General features: G+C 66.2%; 17 protein-coding genes and 1 pseudogene. 10 read left to right on the top strand and 8 right to left on the bottom strand.

All coding sequences use genetic code 11. The annotated features are described in order from the left end of the window. Positions 1 to 116 precede the first annotated feature (116 nt). On the bottom strand, positions 117 to 920 hold the full coding sequence (locus tag ABL838_RS32605; RefSeq protein ID WP_418126461.1) for an IclR family transcriptional regulator: 804 nt from the start codon (positions 918 to 920) through the stop codon (positions 117 to 119). 18 nt (positions 921 to 938) lie between these two features. After that, positions 939 to 1,556 carry a flavin reductase family protein gene (locus tag ABL838_RS32600; protein WP_418126540.1) on the bottom strand — a complete coding sequence of 206 codons (618 nt, stop codon included), beginning with the start codon at positions 1,554 to 1,556 and terminating at the stop codon, positions 939 to 941. 155 nt (positions 1,557 to 1,711) lie between these two features. Between ABL838_RS32600 and ABL838_RS32595 the strand changes: the two genes are divergently transcribed. The 6 genes from ABL838_RS32595 to ABL838_RS32570 are packed head-to-tail and all read left to right on the top strand — an operon-like array spanning position 1,712 to position 6,538. After that, the gene (locus ABL838_RS32595; RefSeq protein WP_418126459.1) at positions 1,712 to 2,701 is read left to right on the top strand and encodes a Bug family tripartite tricarboxylate transporter substrate binding protein; all 990 of its coding nucleotides are present in this window, start codon (positions 1,712 to 1,714) and stop codon (positions 2,699 to 2,701) included. Further along, positions 2,659 to 3,105 carry a RidA family protein gene (locus ABL838_RS32590; RefSeq protein WP_418126457.1) on the top strand — a complete coding sequence of 149 codons (447 nt, stop codon included), beginning with the start codon at positions 2,659 to 2,661 and terminating at the stop codon, positions 3,103 to 3,105. The genes ABL838_RS32595 and ABL838_RS32590 overlap by 43 nt, the downstream gene beginning before the upstream one ends. A gap of 10 nt (positions 3,106 to 3,115) precedes the next feature. Next, positions 3,116 to 4,018: an amidohydrolase family protein gene (locus ABL838_RS32585; protein WP_418126455.1), complete on the top strand. Its 903-nt coding sequence runs from the start codon at positions 3,116 to 3,118 to the stop codon at positions 4,016 to 4,018. Next, the gene (locus ABL838_RS32580; RefSeq protein WP_418126453.1) at positions 4,015 to 4,890 is read left to right on the top strand and encodes a fumarylacetoacetate hydrolase family protein; all 876 of its coding nucleotides are present in this window, start codon (positions 4,015 to 4,017) and stop codon (positions 4,888 to 4,890) included. The genes ABL838_RS32585 and ABL838_RS32580 overlap by 4 nt, the downstream gene beginning before the upstream one ends. Then, positions 4,887 to 5,705, top strand: a complete 819-nt coding sequence (gene hpaH, locus ABL838_RS32575; RefSeq protein ID WP_418126451.1) for a 2-oxo-hept-4-ene-1,7-dioate hydratase — start codon at positions 4,887 to 4,889, stop codon at positions 5,703 to 5,705. Before ABL838_RS32580 ends, hpaH begins: the two co-directional genes overlap by 4 nt. A gap of 11 nt (positions 5,706 to 5,716) precedes the next feature. Further along, entirely contained in the window at positions 5,717 to 6,538 is an 822-nt protein-coding gene (locus tag ABL838_RS32570) for an aldolase/citrate lyase family protein (protein WP_418126449.1), read from the top strand. Between the two features lie 145 nt (positions 6,539 to 6,683). Here ABL838_RS32570 and ABL838_RS32565 read toward each other — a convergent pair. Next, positions 6,684 to 7,134 (bottom strand): annotated as a pseudogene (locus ABL838_RS32565) (IS5 family transposase); the annotation flags it as partial. Between the two features lie 96 nt (positions 7,135 to 7,230). Further along, positions 7,231 to 7,569, bottom strand: a complete 339-nt coding sequence (locus tag ABL838_RS32560) for a MerR family transcriptional regulator (protein WP_418126447.1) — start codon at positions 7,567 to 7,569, stop codon at positions 7,231 to 7,233. A gap of 55 nt (positions 7,570 to 7,624) precedes the next feature. Here ABL838_RS32560 and ABL838_RS32555 point away from each other — a divergent pair, with 55 nt between their 5' ends. Further along, positions 7,625 to 8,392 (top strand): alpha/beta fold hydrolase, encoded by a 768-nt coding sequence (locus tag ABL838_RS32555; RefSeq protein ID WP_418126445.1) that lies wholly within the window; start codon positions 7,625 to 7,627, stop codon positions 8,390 to 8,392. Between the two features lie 450 nt (positions 8,393 to 8,842). On the opposite strand, the gene ABL838_RS32550 is transcribed toward ABL838_RS32555, so the two are convergent. The 3 genes from ABL838_RS32550 to ABL838_RS32540 are packed head-to-tail and all read right to left on the bottom strand — an operon-like array spanning position 8,843 to position 12,163. Then, positions 8,843 to 10,537: a CocE/NonD family hydrolase gene (locus tag ABL838_RS32550; protein ID WP_418126443.1), complete on the bottom strand. Its 1,695-nt coding sequence runs from the start codon at positions 10,535 to 10,537 to the stop codon at positions 8,843 to 8,845. Positions 10,538 to 10,556: 19 nt separating this feature from the next. After that, positions 10,557 to 11,330: a cyclase family protein gene (locus ABL838_RS32545; RefSeq protein WP_418126441.1), complete on the bottom strand. Its 774-nt coding sequence runs from the start codon at positions 11,328 to 11,330 to the stop codon at positions 10,557 to 10,559. Further along, on the bottom strand, positions 11,330 to 12,163 hold the full coding sequence (locus ABL838_RS32540; RefSeq protein WP_418126440.1) for a tripartite tricarboxylate transporter substrate binding protein: 834 nt from the start codon (positions 12,161 to 12,163) through the stop codon (positions 11,330 to 11,332). Before ABL838_RS32540 ends, ABL838_RS32545 begins: the two co-directional genes overlap by 1 nt. Before the next feature lie 377 nt (positions 12,164 to 12,540). Between ABL838_RS32540 and ABL838_RS32535 the strand changes: the two genes are divergently transcribed. Continuing rightward, a complete protein-coding gene (locus tag ABL838_RS32535; protein WP_418126438.1) occupies positions 12,541 to 13,209 on the top strand; it encodes a TetR/AcrR family transcriptional regulator in 669 nt (222 codons plus the stop codon). Between the two features lie 40 nt (positions 13,210 to 13,249). Then, on the top strand, positions 13,250 to 13,423 hold the full coding sequence (locus ABL838_RS32530; protein ID WP_418126436.1) for a hypothetical protein: 174 nt from the start codon (positions 13,250 to 13,252) through the stop codon (positions 13,421 to 13,423). Between the two features lie 65 nt (positions 13,424 to 13,488). Here the strand turns inward: ABL838_RS32530 and ABL838_RS32525 are convergent, their stop codons facing one another. After that, complete coding sequence (locus ABL838_RS32525) at positions 13,489 to 14,220, bottom strand: GntR family transcriptional regulator (RefSeq protein ID WP_418126434.1); 732 nt, start codon at positions 14,218 to 14,220, stop codon at positions 13,489 to 13,491. A gap of 156 nt (positions 14,221 to 14,376) precedes the next feature. On the opposite strand from ABL838_RS32525, the gene ABL838_RS32520 reads away from it, so the two are divergent. Next, a complete protein-coding gene (locus ABL838_RS32520) occupies positions 14,377 to 15,267 on the top strand; it encodes a dihydrodipicolinate synthase family protein (RefSeq protein ID WP_019655277.1) in 891 nt (296 codons plus the stop codon). The last annotated feature ends 37 nt before the right edge of the window (positions 15,268 to 15,304 follow it).

Below are 15,304 nucleotides of genomic sequence, written 5' to 3'. Positions count from 1 at the left end.
TCCAAGTCTTCGTCCGCACCCCCACTGGGTCCTTCTGGATGGAAATCAACAGCGAACAACCATTGCGCCGACCGCCTTCTTGATGCAACTGCGGCGGGCATCATCTCAGCCGTATGTCATCGTCGCTTGACGCGGTCCCGTTCGGCCCACTGCTGCCCCATCTGACGCGCATGCCGTTCCATTGCCTGGACGAGCCGCGGCACCCGATCGTCGGGGAGCCGGTCCTTGATGGCGGTGACGGCAAGGCCGGCCAGTACAGCCCCCTGCGGATGCCGTACGGGCACCGCCAGCGCACGCGTGCCGGGAACGACACCGGTTGGCGCGTAGGCGTAGCCGCGGCGCTGCAGCAGCCGGAGGCGCTGGCGGAGTTCGTCGGGCTCGATATGCAGCGCACGCAACCGACGCGTGTTGCGCTGGATCGTGGCTGCACGTTCCTCTTCGGACAAGCTGCCGAGCAGCACGAGACCGCTCACGCCAACGCCGAGTGGGCGCCGAGCGCCCACTTCTATCGATAGCACCTTGACGGCATAGCTGCCCGGATGGCGCGCCAGGCAGACCGAGTCGTCGCCATTGCGGATCGTGAGAAAGCAGGTCTCGCCCTCGGCCTCGGCGAGTGCCTGCAGGTGCGGCGCAGCCACCGCGCGCAGAGGAAAGCCCGCCGAACGAGCGAGGCCCATGAGCGACACCTCGCCACCGATCAGGTAGCGGCGCGTGGCAGCGTCCTGCTCGACAGCCCCCTCCTCCATGAGGACCTGCAGGAGCCGGTGCACCGTGGCGCGGTTCAGGTCGGTGGCCTGCGCCACGTCCAGCAGCCGCACGCCGTGCTCCTGCCCGGCGGCCACGATGCGCAGCACCGCCAGCGCCCGCCGCACCGACTGCGCGCCGGCGGTGGCGGGAGACTTGGAGGCTGCATCGGTCATGCGCGACGACCGGCTCGATCAGACCACCGACTTGGCGGTCTGCTGCATCCGCCGCAGCGTGACGATACGTCCTAGCGTGGCGTAGTTCGGTCCGCCGATGCGGCAGACCGGATCGAGCGCCAGGGTCTCGACCTTGCCTTCCTGCATCAGCCCATCGCGCAGGTGGAAGCGCGTGACCTCGCCGACGATGAACTCCGCGCCCGTCTCGCCGAAGGGAATGACCTGGGAGAGCCGGCACTCCATGGCCACCGGCGCGTCGCGCAGGCGCGGCACAGCCACCGTCTCGCTGGGCACGGTCGCCAAGCCCAGCAGGTCGGCTTCGCTCACGTCCTCGGGATGCTCCTCGCTGCTCTCGTGGATGGCGTGGAGTTGCGACGAATCGCCGATGTGCACCACGTACTCGCCGCGGCTGTGGATATGTGCGCCGGTGTCCTTGCGGCGCCCCGCCTTGCGGCCGACGTTCACGCCCAGCATCGGCGGCTTGTTCGACACGAAGGTGAAGCAGGAGAAGGGGGCGAGGTTGACTACGCCGGCGGGCGACAGCGTGCTGATCCAGGCGATCGGACGCGGCACCACCAGGCCGCTGAGCAGGCGATAGGTGGCTTCGGGGGTGAGGGTGTGCGGCTCGATCTGCATGGTCCGCATTGTGGACATGACCCCGCTCGGGCGCAAAGCCGGAAAGTCCACATCATGGACTTTTTGGCCATATAGGCGTTGCGAGCCACCGGCTGGTCTCCCTACAGTGGTGGCATTGCGAACGCTGCACGAACAGCCCAACGGAGACAAATCTCATGAATCGAATCAAGGCCCTCGGCCTGGCCGCGACTTTCGGCGTCGGCCTCCTGCTGGCCATCCATCCCGCGCATGCGCAGAACCCCGCCGCCTGGCCCGACAAGCCCGTGCGGCTGGTGCTGCCCTACCCGCCCGGCGGCAACGTCGACGGCGCGGCCCGCATCATCAGCGACCAGTTGCAGGCCATGTTCAAGCAACCCTTCCTGGTCGACAACAAGCCGGGCGCGGGCGGGCTGATCGCAGGTGAATTCGTCGCCAAGGCCGCGCCCGACGGATACACATTCTTCATGGGCGCGAACGGGCCGATCCTGTTCTCGCCCACCATCTTCAAGCGCGACGTCTACGACTGGCGGCGCGACTTCGTGCCGGTGAGCTCCGTGTCGTTCACCCCGCTGGTGCTGCAGGTGAGTCCTTCCACCCCCTACAAGACCATCGGCGAGCTGATCGAGGCGGGCAAGAAGCCGGGCAGCAAGCTCACCATGGCGTCGCCCGGCGCAGGGACGCAGAACCACCTGGTGAGCGAATACCTGCAGCGCGAAAGCGGCGCCCGGTGGACCACGGTGCACTACAAGGGCAACGCACCAGCGACGACCGACCTGCTGGGCGGCCAGGTGGACTTCAACCTCGACCAGATCTCGGTGGCACAACCCTTCATCCAGCAGGGCCGCACGCGGGCGCTGGCCGTGACCTCGCCGCAGCGCCTGCCGCAACTGCCCGATGTGCCGACGCTGCAGGAGTCCGGCTTCAAGGACTTCAGCACCGAGACCTTCACCGGCATCCTGGCGCCCAAGGGCACGCCCGACGCCATCGTCCAGAAGCTCGCCCAGGCGCTGCAGAAGATCCTCGCCGACAAGTCGGTGCAGGAGCGCTTCAACGTGCTGGGCTCGCAGGCGCGGGCCATGACGCCTACCCAATTCACCCAGTTCCTCGACAAGGAAGACAAGCGATGGATCCCCATCATCAAGCAAGCCAACATCACGGCGCAGTGACGCTCGCACGCGCAGCGCCCGTGGGCCGCACCGCCATCTACGTGGACGGCTTCGGCCACAAGAACCCCATCCCGGCCGCCTGCCGCATCGGCCCGCTGGTGGAAAGCGGAAGCGTGCTGGGCACCGACCCAGCCACCGGCCAGATCGCCGAAGGCATCGAGGCGCAGTGCCGCCACATGCTGGACAACCTGCGCCGCATCGTCGAGGCCGCCGGCGGCAGTACCGCCGACGTGGTCAAGGTGACGGTCTGGATGAAGGATCGCAGCCAGCGCCCTGCCCTCAACGTGCCCTGGCTCGCCATGTTTCCCGACGCCGCCACGCGCCCCGCGCGCCACGCCATCCACGCGCCCGAGCTCGACATGGGCAAGCTCATCGAGTGCGTGTTCACCGCCTACATCACCTGAACCCACGCCAATGCCCGACTATCTGCCCTTCGACCCCCATCCGCGTGCACCGACCCGGCCGCTGCCGCCGCTGGCCTGCGACAGCCAGTTCCACGTGTTCGGCCCGCGCGAGCGCTATCCCGTGCGTGCCGGCGCCGCCTACGAGATGCCCACGGCCACCTGGCAGGTCGCGCAGCGGCTGCATGCAACGCTCGGCATCCAGCGCGGCGTGATCGTGCAGGCCACCACCTACGGCGCCGACCACCAGGTGGTGCTGGATGCGCTGGCCGGCCTCAACGGCGACGGCCCCCGCCGCTACATGGGCTGCGCCAACGCGGCCGTGCTCATCGAAAAGGACGACGCCTACCTCCAGCAGCTGCACGCCGCCGGCGTGCGCGGCGCGCGTTTCACCCGCGGCGGCCTGGGCATCAGCTTCGGGCCTGCCGAGATGGACCGTGCGCTGGGTCGCGTGCGCGAGCTGGGCTGGTACGTCAAGGTGCAGCCCGAGCCCACAGGCGTGGCCGAGCAGATGAAGGCCTTCGCCCACCTGAAGGTGCCGGTGCTGGTCGACCACATGGGCCGCGCCGACCCCGCCGCTGGCGAGGCCGATGCAAGCCTGCGCTGCCTGCTGGATCTGCTTGAGCGCGGCAACGTGTGGGTGATGCTCTCGCTCTCCGAGAAGCTCTCGCACGCCAGCGAGCCATGGGACGACGTGGTGCCGCTGGCCCGCAGCCTGATCGCCGCCGCGCCCGAGCGCTGCGTGTGGGGCAGCGACTGGCCGCATCCGGTGTCGGTCAAGCAGCCGCCGAACGAAGGCGCGCTGCTCGACCTGCTGGTCCGCTTCGCGCCCGAAGAGGCCACGCTGCGCCGCATCCTGGTGGACAACCCCGCCGCCTTCTTCGGCTTCGATGCCGCGCCGGAGGTGACCGCATGAAGCTGCTGAGCTACACCCACCAGGGCCGTGAGGGCTGGGGTGCACTGGACGCCGGGGGCCAAGGCGTGGTCGATCTGGGCCGCCGCCTGCCCCACATCGCCGGCGTGCGGCAACTGCTGGAAGGTGACGCGCCTGCCATGTCGCAGGCCCGCGAGGCATGGGCTGGCGCGACAGCCGACCACGCGCTCTGCGACGTGCAGCTGGACCTGCCCGTGCGCCAGCCGCCGCGCATCTTCTGCATCGGCGTCAACTATGCGCATCGCAACGCCGAGTACAAGGACGGCAGCGAGCTGCCGCGCTACCCCAGCATCTTCATGCGGGTGCCAGACTCCTTCAGCGCACACGGCGAGCCCCTGCTGCGGCCGGCGGAATCGCAGCAGCTGGACTACGAGGGCGAGATCGGCATCGTGATCGGCCAGGGCGGCAGGCGCATCCCGCGCGAGACCGCGTTGGCACACATCGGCGGCTTCACCTGCATCAACGAAGGCACCATCCGCGACTGGGTGCACCACGCCAAGTTCAACGTCACGCAAGGCAAGAACTGGTTCCGCTCCGGCGCCATCGGCCCCTGGCTGGTCACGCCGGACGAGTACCCGGCCGGCCTCGGCCACCTGCGGGTGCGAACGCGCGTGAACGGTGAGACACGCCAGGACGACACGACCGAACACCTGATGTTCGACTTCGCCTACCTGGTGCACTACCTGTCGACCTTCGCGCCGCTGCTGCCCGGCGACGTGATCGCCACCGGCACCCCCATCGGCGCGGGCATCCGCTTCGATCCGCCGCGCTTCCTGCAGCCGGGCGACGTGGTGGAGGTGGAAGTGACGGGCGTCGGCGTACTGCGCAACGTGATCGAGGCGGAGGCGCAATGAGCACGACACTCAGCGCCGAGGCCTGCCGCGAGGCCGCCGCGCGCCTGGACGAGGCCGAACGCAGCCGCGTGCCCTGCGGCCAGCTATCGCGCGCCCATCCGGCCATGACCGTGGACGATGCCTATGCCGTGCAGGCCGCCTGGATGGCCCTCAAGCAGCAGGCGGGCCGCACCGTCAAGGGACACAAGATCGGCCTGACCTCCAAGGCCATGCAGCGCGCCGTGCACATCGACGAGCCCGACTTCGGCGTGCTGCTGGACGACATGTTCTACCGCGACGGCGCGTCCATCCCGGCGGACCGGTTCCTGCAGCTGAAGGTCGAGGCGGAACTGGCCTTCGTGCTCGCGAAGCCGCTGGGCGGACCCGACTGCACGCTCTTCGACGTGCTCGAAGCCACCGCCTACGTGGTGCCGGCACTGGAGATCCTCGACGCCCGCATCCAGCGCGTGGACCCGGCCACCGGCCGCACCCGCACGGTGCTGGACACCATCTCGGACAACGCGGCCAACGCGGCGATCGTTCTGGGCGGCCGGCCGTTCAGGCCCGATCAGCTGAACGTGGACATGCGCCGCATCGGCGCCATCGTCAGCCGCAACGGCGAGGTGGAAGAAACCGGCTTGGCCGCGGGCGTGCTCAATCATCCCGGACACGGCATCGCCTGGCTGGCCAACCGGCTGCACCGGCACGGCGTCTCGCTGGCGGCAGGCGAGGTGGTGCTGGCCGGCTCCTTCATCCGGCCCATCGACGTGACGGCGGGCGACACCATCGTGGCCGACTACGGCGAGTTCGGCAGCGTGGCCTGCCACTTCAGCTGAGGCGCAGACAGATGGCATTGCCTATGAACCGCTTCAAGAAGGCGCTGGCCGAAGGCCGGGCACAGATCGGCGTGTGGTCCACCCTGCCCTCGCCCTACGTGAGCGAGCTGGTGGCCGGCGCCGGCTTCGACTGGATGCTGCTGGACACCGAGCACACGCCCAGCGACGTGCCGCTCATGCTGCAGCAGCTGCAGGCCGTGGCGGCCGCCCAACCGGCGGCGGGCTGTGCGCCCTGTACACCAGTCGTGCGGCCGGCCTGGAACGATCCGGTGCTCATCAAGCGTTATCTCGATGTGGGCGCGCAGAGCCTGCTGCTGCCTTTCGTGCAGAGCGCCGAGGAGGCGCGTGCCGCCGTGGCGGCCACGCGCTATGCGCCAGCCGGAATGCGCGGCATGGGCGGCTCCATGCGTGCCAGCAACTTCGGACGCAGCGCCGAGTACATCGCCCGCGCGCACGAGGAGTTGTGTGTGCTGGTGCAGGTGGAAACGCGCGAGGCATTGGACCAGATCGAAGCCATCGCCGCGGTGGACGGCGTCGACGGCATCTTCATCGGCCCTGCCGACCTGTCGGCGAGCATGGGACATCCAGGCAACCCTCGCCACCCCGAGGTGGATAAGGCCATCGATGAGGCCATCCGTCGCATTCGTTCTGCCGGCAAGGCGCCCGGAATTCTCATGGCCGATGAAGAACGAGCGCGTGAATGCCTGGCTTTGGGCGCGCTGTTCGTGGCGGTCGCGCTCGATCTGGTGGCGTTGCGAAGTGCGCTGGACACGAACGCTGCGCGCTTCCGTGGACATCTGATGTCCGCGCGCGCGAAGGAAACCAGCTATTGAGCAAGGGGCGCGCGCCTGCCATTCTCCGAGAACCAATCTTGCGGGCCCGGAAGTTGCAGGGGAAATGAAGTCACATCAATCGGCCTCCCCTCCTTCGCAGCTCCCGCGAAGGAGGGGAGTTTTTCGACATGGGACGCCTTGCAACGACGCCGATGTGCTCCTTCATCCCGAAGTACCACTGGTTGCCCTTCTTCGTCTGATGCATCTCGGGGTCTCGCTCGCCCGTTGCTGTTTTTGGTCGAACTGGGTGCCGCAATGATGGTTGCGTCCGCGATGGAGCCGCGCTTCAGCAGCAGCCCCTTCCTGGCCAGGTGGGCGTTGACCTGCTTGAAGATGTCCTCGGCCAAGTCGCTGGCCTCAAGCACATGACGGAAGTTCAGGATGGTTGTCTCGTCGGGGATCGCCTCCAGACCGAGTCCGGCGAAAGTGCGCAGCGAGGCGATCTCATACAAAGCCTCCTCCATCGCCGGGTCGCTCAGCGCGAACCAGTTCTGCATCAGGTGCACGCGCAGCATGGCTTGCAACGGGTAGGGCCGACGGCCTCGGCCTGCCACTGGATAGTGGGGTTCGATGACCTTGAGCAGCGCCTTCCCAGGCTGCTTCGGCCAGGAGCAGACATCGCATCCCCCTCATCTCTTCGCGGCACGGGCGGCTGCATGTGAAGGCGGCGGCCCCTTCGCACCCGCTTCGAGTCAGGCGATCTTGCGGTCGAGGAAGGTGAGCATCGTCTGCAAGTCCAGAGCCCTGCCGCGCAATTTGTCTCGCTGCGCGGTCAAGGCCTTGAGCATCCGCGCGTGCCCGCTCCCGGAACGCCGCTCCCCAATGAGCAGCTTGATCTCCGGCAGTGCGAGGCCAAGAGCCTGGCCGGCCCGGATGGCCGACAGCAGGCGAAGGTCGGATTCGGTGAACTCCAGGTAAGGCCGCGACCCGCCGGCGGCCCCTGTTCGCGGCGACAACAGGCCTTCCCGCAGGTAGTGCCTGACGGTCGTCTCCCTCACTCCCGCGCGGCGCGCGAATTCAGCGATCCACACCTGTCGTGTACTCCGTCTTGACTATGCATCCAACTGCATAGTTATAACTCTGGCTATGAACCAAGCGACACCCCTTCTTCTCCTTCCCGGGCTGATGAATGATGCCCGAATCTGGCGTCCGCTGACGACCGCCATCGCCGGAGAGCGCACGTGCCATGTCGCTCCCACGCACCTGCACGACAGCATCGCCGAGTCGGCACGGAATGCGATAGCGGCCATGCCGGCCGGCGCATTCGCGGTCGCAGGGTTCTCGCTGGGTGGCTACGTCGCGCAGGAGGTGTGCCGCCAGGCGGGCGGCCGCGTTGCGGGACTGGGGCTCCTGGACACGGGCGCCCGCGCTGACGCCGAGGAAGTGAAAGAGGCCCGAGAACGGATGATCCAAGCCGTGGACGGTGCCGAAGGCGCGGGCACTTCCGCCTTCGGCCAAGTCGCCCAGGGGTTTGCCGCGCGGCTCGTTCACGCATCGAGGATGCAGGACCGGGAACTGTTGCAACTGCTGTTCGACATGGCGTCGACCGGGGGGAGCAAGGGCTTCGTCCGCCAGCAGCGGGCCGCAATGAACCGGGTGGACACCCGCGACCTGCTGCCTCGCATCCGGGTGCCCGCCGTGGTGGTGTGTGGGCGTGAGGACCAGATCACACCCTTCGGCCTGAGCCAGGAGATGGCCTCACTGCTGCCGGACACCGAGCTTGTGGCGGTGGCCGAGGCGGGTCATATGTCGATCCTGGAGCAGCCGGCAGCGGTCGTTGCGGCTTTGCTGCGTTGGTTGCGACGTGTCGACGCCGCAAGCGCGCGCCAAGCCCAAAGGCCGGCGTCGATCTGAGAACGGCTGCTTTGGGCCGAGGCTGTGTGAAAACGTTTCTCCAAACGCCGGCCCAAAAATACAATAAGGCACCCGTTCCCGCTGCGGCGGGCTCCTCGACCAGTGCTGTGGTCTGCTGCGTCGGCTGGTCCATCTGGTTCCGTCCGAGCGAGTGGGCGTTTCGCGTGTTGGACTCGAGATCGAGCGAGGCCGAGACATTGCCCCGCGACTTCAGCTACGGCGGATGCGCAGCCGAGGCGGAGGTGGGCGCAAGAAGGGAATGCCTCAGGCTCCAAATGCACGCAGCGAGTCGAAGTAGCCTTTCCACGTTCTGGTCGTGATCCAAGTCCCGGGGGTCCTCCCGACCGATCAACTCGCAGATGCAGTCAAGCCCTGCTGCGGGAGTGAAGCCCAGGCCGGCCCGCGCCATCTCGATCGTCGTCACAAGAACGTCCGTTTTTTCCATGTCGCTCAGTGGTCGGCGGGAGGAATCAACGGCAGCACCAAGTGAGAGTCGTAGCGCCCGCCAGTGAGGATGGCGTTCTGGCCATCGAAGACGTCCGGCCTGCGGTTTCGGGGATCGGTGTGCAGGAACGGGCCAGATCCCTTGCGCGGTCCAGCCGCACCTTCACGCTCGAAGTCCTGAGCATCGATCCTCACCGCCAGCCGATATCCGCGCGGTAGCACGATGGAAGTCGGCCAGATCTCGATCTCCACACGGTAGTCTTCGCCAGGTGTGAGAGGCTCGACCTTGGTGTGCATGTGAAAAGGTTGGGCCGGCCCTGAACGCAGAGGATCTGTCTTGCGGTGCGAAGCTCTCAGCCAACCTTGCGCGATCGGCACCTGCGGATCCGTCGCTCCACGGAAGAGCACTTCCTTCCCCTCGGGATCGTAGGCTCGCAGCGTCACGAAGAGGTCCATGTCCGTCGTGCTCGACCGGATCCACAGCACCAGTGCCACAGGCCCTGTGAATTCCGTCTGCGCCTCCATGGGCGCGCTCAAGAACTCGATGCCACGACCCGGTGCCCGATAAGTCGCGACGGCGACGGCGCTGAATGGCTCGAACGCCAATTCGCGGTGGCCCGCGTCAAGGTACAGGCGCGTCCACTGCGTGCGGGCAATCGGCCATTCGTGTTCCGAGCGCTGCTCGAATCGGTCGGGATGGCGGACCTCCAGCATCACGGGCGGCTGTGCGTCCCAGCCGTTGGGCTCGCCTTTGAGGAACCTGTCGAAGAAGCGTTTCTGCAGCTGTACGTACTCGGGCAGGTAGAAGGACTCCCAGTGCGTCCCGCCATGCATTTGCAGCCACTTCTGCCGCGAGCCGGCGCCCATGAAGCCCTGAACGTTGCCGCGCAGGTGCAATCCCATCCCACCCCAGTTGCCGGCGGATAGCACCGGCACCTCGATGTCCGCGAGCTTCGCCGTCCGGGCGTCGTACCAGTCATCGATCAGCGGATGCGACCTGAATTCCTCGATCACGTCCACGCGGTTGCTGCGAAGCGTTTCTTGATCCAGGGCAGTGCCCGTGCTCGTCCCGCCCGTTTCCCGATCGAAGTAGGGGCTGCCGGCATTGCCGTTCTGCACCGACAGGATCTGCTTGGGAAACCAGTACTCGAAGAAGACGTTGCCGAAGATTCCGCCATGATGGCTGGCGTCTCGATACAGGTCGCTGGCGCCTTCCCATGGACAGATGGCGGCCAGATGGGCCGGACGGCGCGCGGCAACCTGCCACTGGTTCATCGCGTAGTAGGAGATGCCCAGCAGGCCGACCTTGCCGTTCGACCATTCCTGCGTACCGGCCCACTCGATGCATTCGGCATAGTCGTCCGTCTCCTGCGGCGACCAGGCCCAGAGCTTGCCGGGCGACTCCCCTGCGCCGCGGCTGTCCACGACCACGATCGCGTAGCCCCAGGGAATCCAGCGCTCCGGGTCGGCCACCTCCCAGCGCAGGTACCGGCCCGAACTGCCGTCGGTGTCGATGCCCGGGTACAGCCGCTTGAGCTCGTCCCATTGTGGCTTGAAGGCGTCCTCGAAATGCGCATCCTTGCCATAGGGCCCGTGCGTCATGAGAACAGGTGCGGGCACGCCATCGTCGGGCCTGAATACATTGGCCCTGAGCACCGTCCCATCGCTCAGGCGGATGGGCACGTTCTTTTCGAAGATCATTTTCCTGTCTCTTCCTTGTTCATTGGAACAGCGCCACGGCGCGCGTCCACCCCGCCGAACCGCCCCGGACCTTGGCCGGAAAGCAGGACACGAAGAATCCGTCGGCAGGCAGCGCTTCCAGGTTGTGCAGCTTCTCGAGATGGCAATACCCGATGTCGCGGCCTGCCTTGTGGCCTTCCCAGATCACGGCGGGGTTCTTGTCGCGCCCGTATCGCTCTGCGGTGTATTGGAAAGGAGCATCCCAGCTCCAGGCGTCCGTGCCCGTCACACGCACGCCGCGCTCGAGGAGATACATGGTCGCTTCGTAGCCCATGCCGCAGCCCGATTGCACGAAATCGGGTTGGCCGTATCGACTGCCGGCGCGCGTGTTGATCATCACGATCTCCAGCGGCTGCAGCGTGTGGCCGATGCGCCGCAATTCTGCCTCGACGTCCGCGGCCTGCACCACGTAGCCATCCTCGAAGTGCCTGAAATCCAGCTTCACGCCAGGCTGCAGGCACCATTCGAGCGGCACCTGGTCGATGGTGATCGCAGGCTCGCCGCGATTCATCGTCGAAGCGAAATGCCAGGGCGCATCGAGGTGCGTGCCGTTGTGCGTGCTGAGTTCGACCTTCTCGACCGCCCACGCCTCGCCGTCGGGAAGATCCTCCGGTTTCAGCCCCGGGAAGAACTGGGCCAGGCGGCCGAAGCTCTGCGAATGGTCCATGTAGTGGATCCTGGGAGCGAAGGCCGGCGGATCGGAGATCACGTCGTTCTCCAGGAAGATGGAAAGGTCCACGATCTTCTTGAACATCACGAGTCCATTTCGATGCCGAGAGGAGGAAGGATGCGCTGATAGCGCGCGAACTCCTTTTCGAGGTAGGGCTTGAATTGCTGCGGCGGCATGCCCGAGACCTGGTTGCCGAACGTCGTCATCTTGGCCTTGAAACCCGGGTCAGCCAGCGTCTTCGAGACCCCTCCGTACAAGGCGGCCAGCACGTCGGGCGACATGTTCGGGGGCGCCAGCATGCCGATCCATGCGGGAATGTCGATGTCCGGCATTCCCAGTTCCGCGAACGTGGGCACGCTCGGCAGCGTATCCGCGCGCTGCGGGCCGGTGATCGCGAGCGCCCTGATCTTGCCGGCCTCGATGTACTGCATCACCGAAGACGGCGCGATGAAGGACACATCCACCACGCCGCTGATCAGGTCCGTCAGCGGCGTGCCCTTGTAGGGCACGTGGATGAGCTCGATGCCGGCCTGCTTCGCGAACAGGGCACCCACCACGTGCGTGGTGTTGCCGTTGCCGGCCGAGGCGTAGCTGAACCTGCCCGGCTGCTTCTTCGCGGCCGCGATGAAGTCAGCCAGGGAGTGGAATGGCCCGTTCGCCCTGTGCAGCAGAGCGAAGCCGTAGGTCGTGTAGACCATCGACAAGGGTGTGAAACCCTCGATCGGGTGGTAGGGCAGCTTCTTCATCAACACGCCGTTGGTCAGATGTCCGCCGGTCGTCCACAGCACGACCGAGCCGTCGGGCTTCGCGCGCGACACCTCGGCCGCCCCGATGGACGTCGCGGCCCCGGGCTTGTTGTCGACGATGCACGTGCGGCCCGTCACCTTCTGATAGGTGTCGGCAAAGATGCGTGTCATTCCGTCCAAGGCTCCTCCCGCAGGGAACGGCATCACGATCCTGAGCATTTCAGGCAGGAGCGTCGCGGCCTTTGCCATCGGGACTGCCAAGGTAGCCGCTGCACCGGCGAGTACCGCTCTTCGATTCAACATGGGCTTGTCTCCTGAAGCGCCGCGGGGCGCATGTTTTGCACTGGGAACCGTCAGTGCGCGAATTCTAGGCAAATAAAACACATGTTTCAATCAATTGTTTTCTTGCATGGCCGTTCCAATCGACTGATTCAAACAGTCGATTGATCGATGAATGCCCGGTCCGAAACTGATGCAGAATCGGCACGCCCCACCCGGCCTCTCTACGACAGCTCCGGAACCGGCTCCTTTTCCTCCTTCTTGTGGATATGCCTGGACGACCGTCTCCCTCATCCGATCGCCTGACACAGCAGAAGATCATTGATTCCGCGCTGGCGCTCTATGCCGAGAAGGGCATCGACGGCGTCCCTGTCCGCGCCTTGACCAGCCACGCGGGGGTCAACGTCGCGGCGATCCACTACCATTTCGGAAGCACGGAGGCGCTGGCGGAAGCCGTCTTCGGCGAACTCTCCGCACGTGTGAACAAACGTCGCACACGCGCGCTGCAAGAACTCACCTCGGCTGCCGAGGCGACCGGACACAAGCCCGATGTCGAAGATATCGTGGACGCATTCGTTGCCCCATACGTCGGACCCGATGCCGCCACCGAGGGCCAACTGCTCGCGCAGCTGATCCTGAAACATCGCCTGGCGCCTTCAGCCATGACCGAGCGCGTGATCAAGAAGCACTTCGATCCGATGGCCAAGCAATTCGTCGCGGCCCTGCACGACGCAGTGCCGGAGATTCCGCTGGAATTGATGTACCTGCGCTACATGCTGATGGTCAGCACCGTCGTGCTCTCGTTGAGCGACAGGGGACGGACAAGCCGCCTTCAGCGCCTTTCGGGCAGCAAGGCCACGGCAGCCGACCGCCAGACTATCCGAACCGCACTGATTGACTTCATTGTTGGAGGAATACGGGCGCCGGCTTCGGGGTGAAACCACGCCTGTCCACGCAACAACCGCGAGCGCTGTGCGTTTGAGCAAGCCGGCACCAAAAGCCAGAACAGCCTGCGACGTGCTGCGCGCCGTTGTGGTCGACCTGGTCGACAGCCGCGGCGTGACCCAGAAGGCCCCTCCGGAGACGGCCTCCATGCAACCCACCCTGCGCCAATTGCGCTACTCCGTCGCCGCCCGGCCGGCGAGCGCCTGATTGAGCCAGGGCGCGCAGAGTTTTCCTTCCTTGATGACCACGATGCACTTGGCCTCGCTGCGCGTCTACTGGCCGACGCGCAGCATGCCCGCCAGCACCCTGTGCTTGGACTGTTCGATGTGCGACATCATGTGCGCAAGCGCTGCGTCGAAGTCCCGCGACGCGAGCGCATGCAGGAACTCCAGGTGCTCGCGCATCGCGGGCACGACCTGAACGGGCCGCATCGAATCCGCGTCGTAGCGGATCAGCCGGACGTGGAGGCTGTTGACGCGGTAGATCTCCGAGAGGATCTCGTTGCCGATCGTGTCGACCATGAGATCGTGCAGGCCCCAGTCGACGGCCTGCGCGTCTCGCTCCAGCGTCGCGTCGGGCTGGGGCTGCAGGGCGCGCTCTAGGATGGCTTCATGGCGCTCGATCAGCCGGGCCAGCGTTTCGGGGCTTGCCACGCGGGCGAAGTTGATCACCGCCTCGCGCTCGACCATGGCCCGCACCTGCCATGCGTTGCGAATCAGCTTCATGTCGACCGAGGCGATCTGCAGTCCGCGCTTGGGCACCGTCTTGATCAGACCAGCTGCCTCCAGCCGCGGCACGAGCTCGCGAACGGCCGCCAGCGGCATCTCCAGCAGCTCCATCAGCTCGCGCTGGGAGACGAACTGCCCGGGCCGGATCCGCGCATCGATGATCTGCTGGCGGAACCCCTGGTAGGCGCGGCTGCGCTGGTTCACCGGCTCGCCCTCGCCGCCAAGGGACGAGGGCTTCGTGGTGGGCTCGGACAAGGCTGCGGCGGGAATGTTCATGGGGTCATCGTAAGGGGCTGAGGGCCTTGGAGCGCATTGTCCTCGATCTAGGGTTAATACTGACATTCATCTAACATGTTAGTCGGCGTATAGTCCGATACCAGCGCGGCAGCAGCCGTGTCTTCAATCCACAGGCATTCAGAACGGAGCAGTTCCATGGGTCTCGGTCTCACCGGCGTCATCCCTCCCCTCGTCACCCCTTTCACCGCCGACGGCAGCATCGACGAAGCGGCCTACCGCAAGGTCATCCGCTTCAATCTGGACAAGAAGGTCCACGGCGTGTGCCCCGGCGGTAGCACCGGCGAAGGTCACACCTTCACGGTCGACGAGTTCAAGCGCGTCATGGAGATCACCGCCGCCGAGGTGGCAGGCCAGGTGCCGATCGTCGCCGGCATCATCTCCAACAGCACCCGCGACGCGATCAACCGCGCCAAGGCGATCGCGCATCTGCCGGTCGCGGCGCTGCAGGTCACGCCGGTGCACTATCTCTTCAAGCCCGACGAGCAGGCCACCCACAACCACTTCAAGGCCCTGACCGAGGCGGTCGACACGCCGGTGGTGATCTACAACGTGGTGCCCTGGAACTACCTGAACCCGGCCCAGATGATCCGCCTGATGAAGGAGCTGCCCGGCGTGCAGGGCATCAAGCAGAGCCAGGGCGACCTCAAGCTCATGGCCGACCTGCTGCTGGGCGTTCCCGAAGGCTGCAAGGTGTTCTCCGCCGTCGATGCCCTGCTGTACTCGTCGTTCGCGCTCGGCGCCCACGGCACCATCGCCGCCACGCCCGCGGCCCTGCCCGGCGTCTGCGTGAACCTGTGGAACACGGTCCAGGCCGGCGACCACGTCAAGGCACTGGAAATGCACAAGTCGATGCTGGCATTCTGGAACGCGCTGGTCGGCGACAACCTGCCTGCCAACATCAAGACCTCTATCACGCTGCAGGGCTGCCAGGCCGGCCTGCCGCGCGCGCCGATGCCGGCCACCGGCGAGGAGCAGCGCAGGAAGATCGAGGCCGCGATGGAAGACGTCCTGCGCTTCGACGCCTGAAGCAGGCCCCGCAAACAAGAAAGACAGGAGACATGAA

The sequence above is a fragment of the Variovorax sp. 160MFSha2.1 genome, assembly GCF_048305075.1.
GTDB lineage: Bacteria > Pseudomonadota > Gammaproteobacteria > Burkholderiales > Burkholderiaceae_C > Variovorax > Variovorax guangxiensis.
This window is presented reverse-complemented; position numbering and strand designations above follow the sequence as displayed.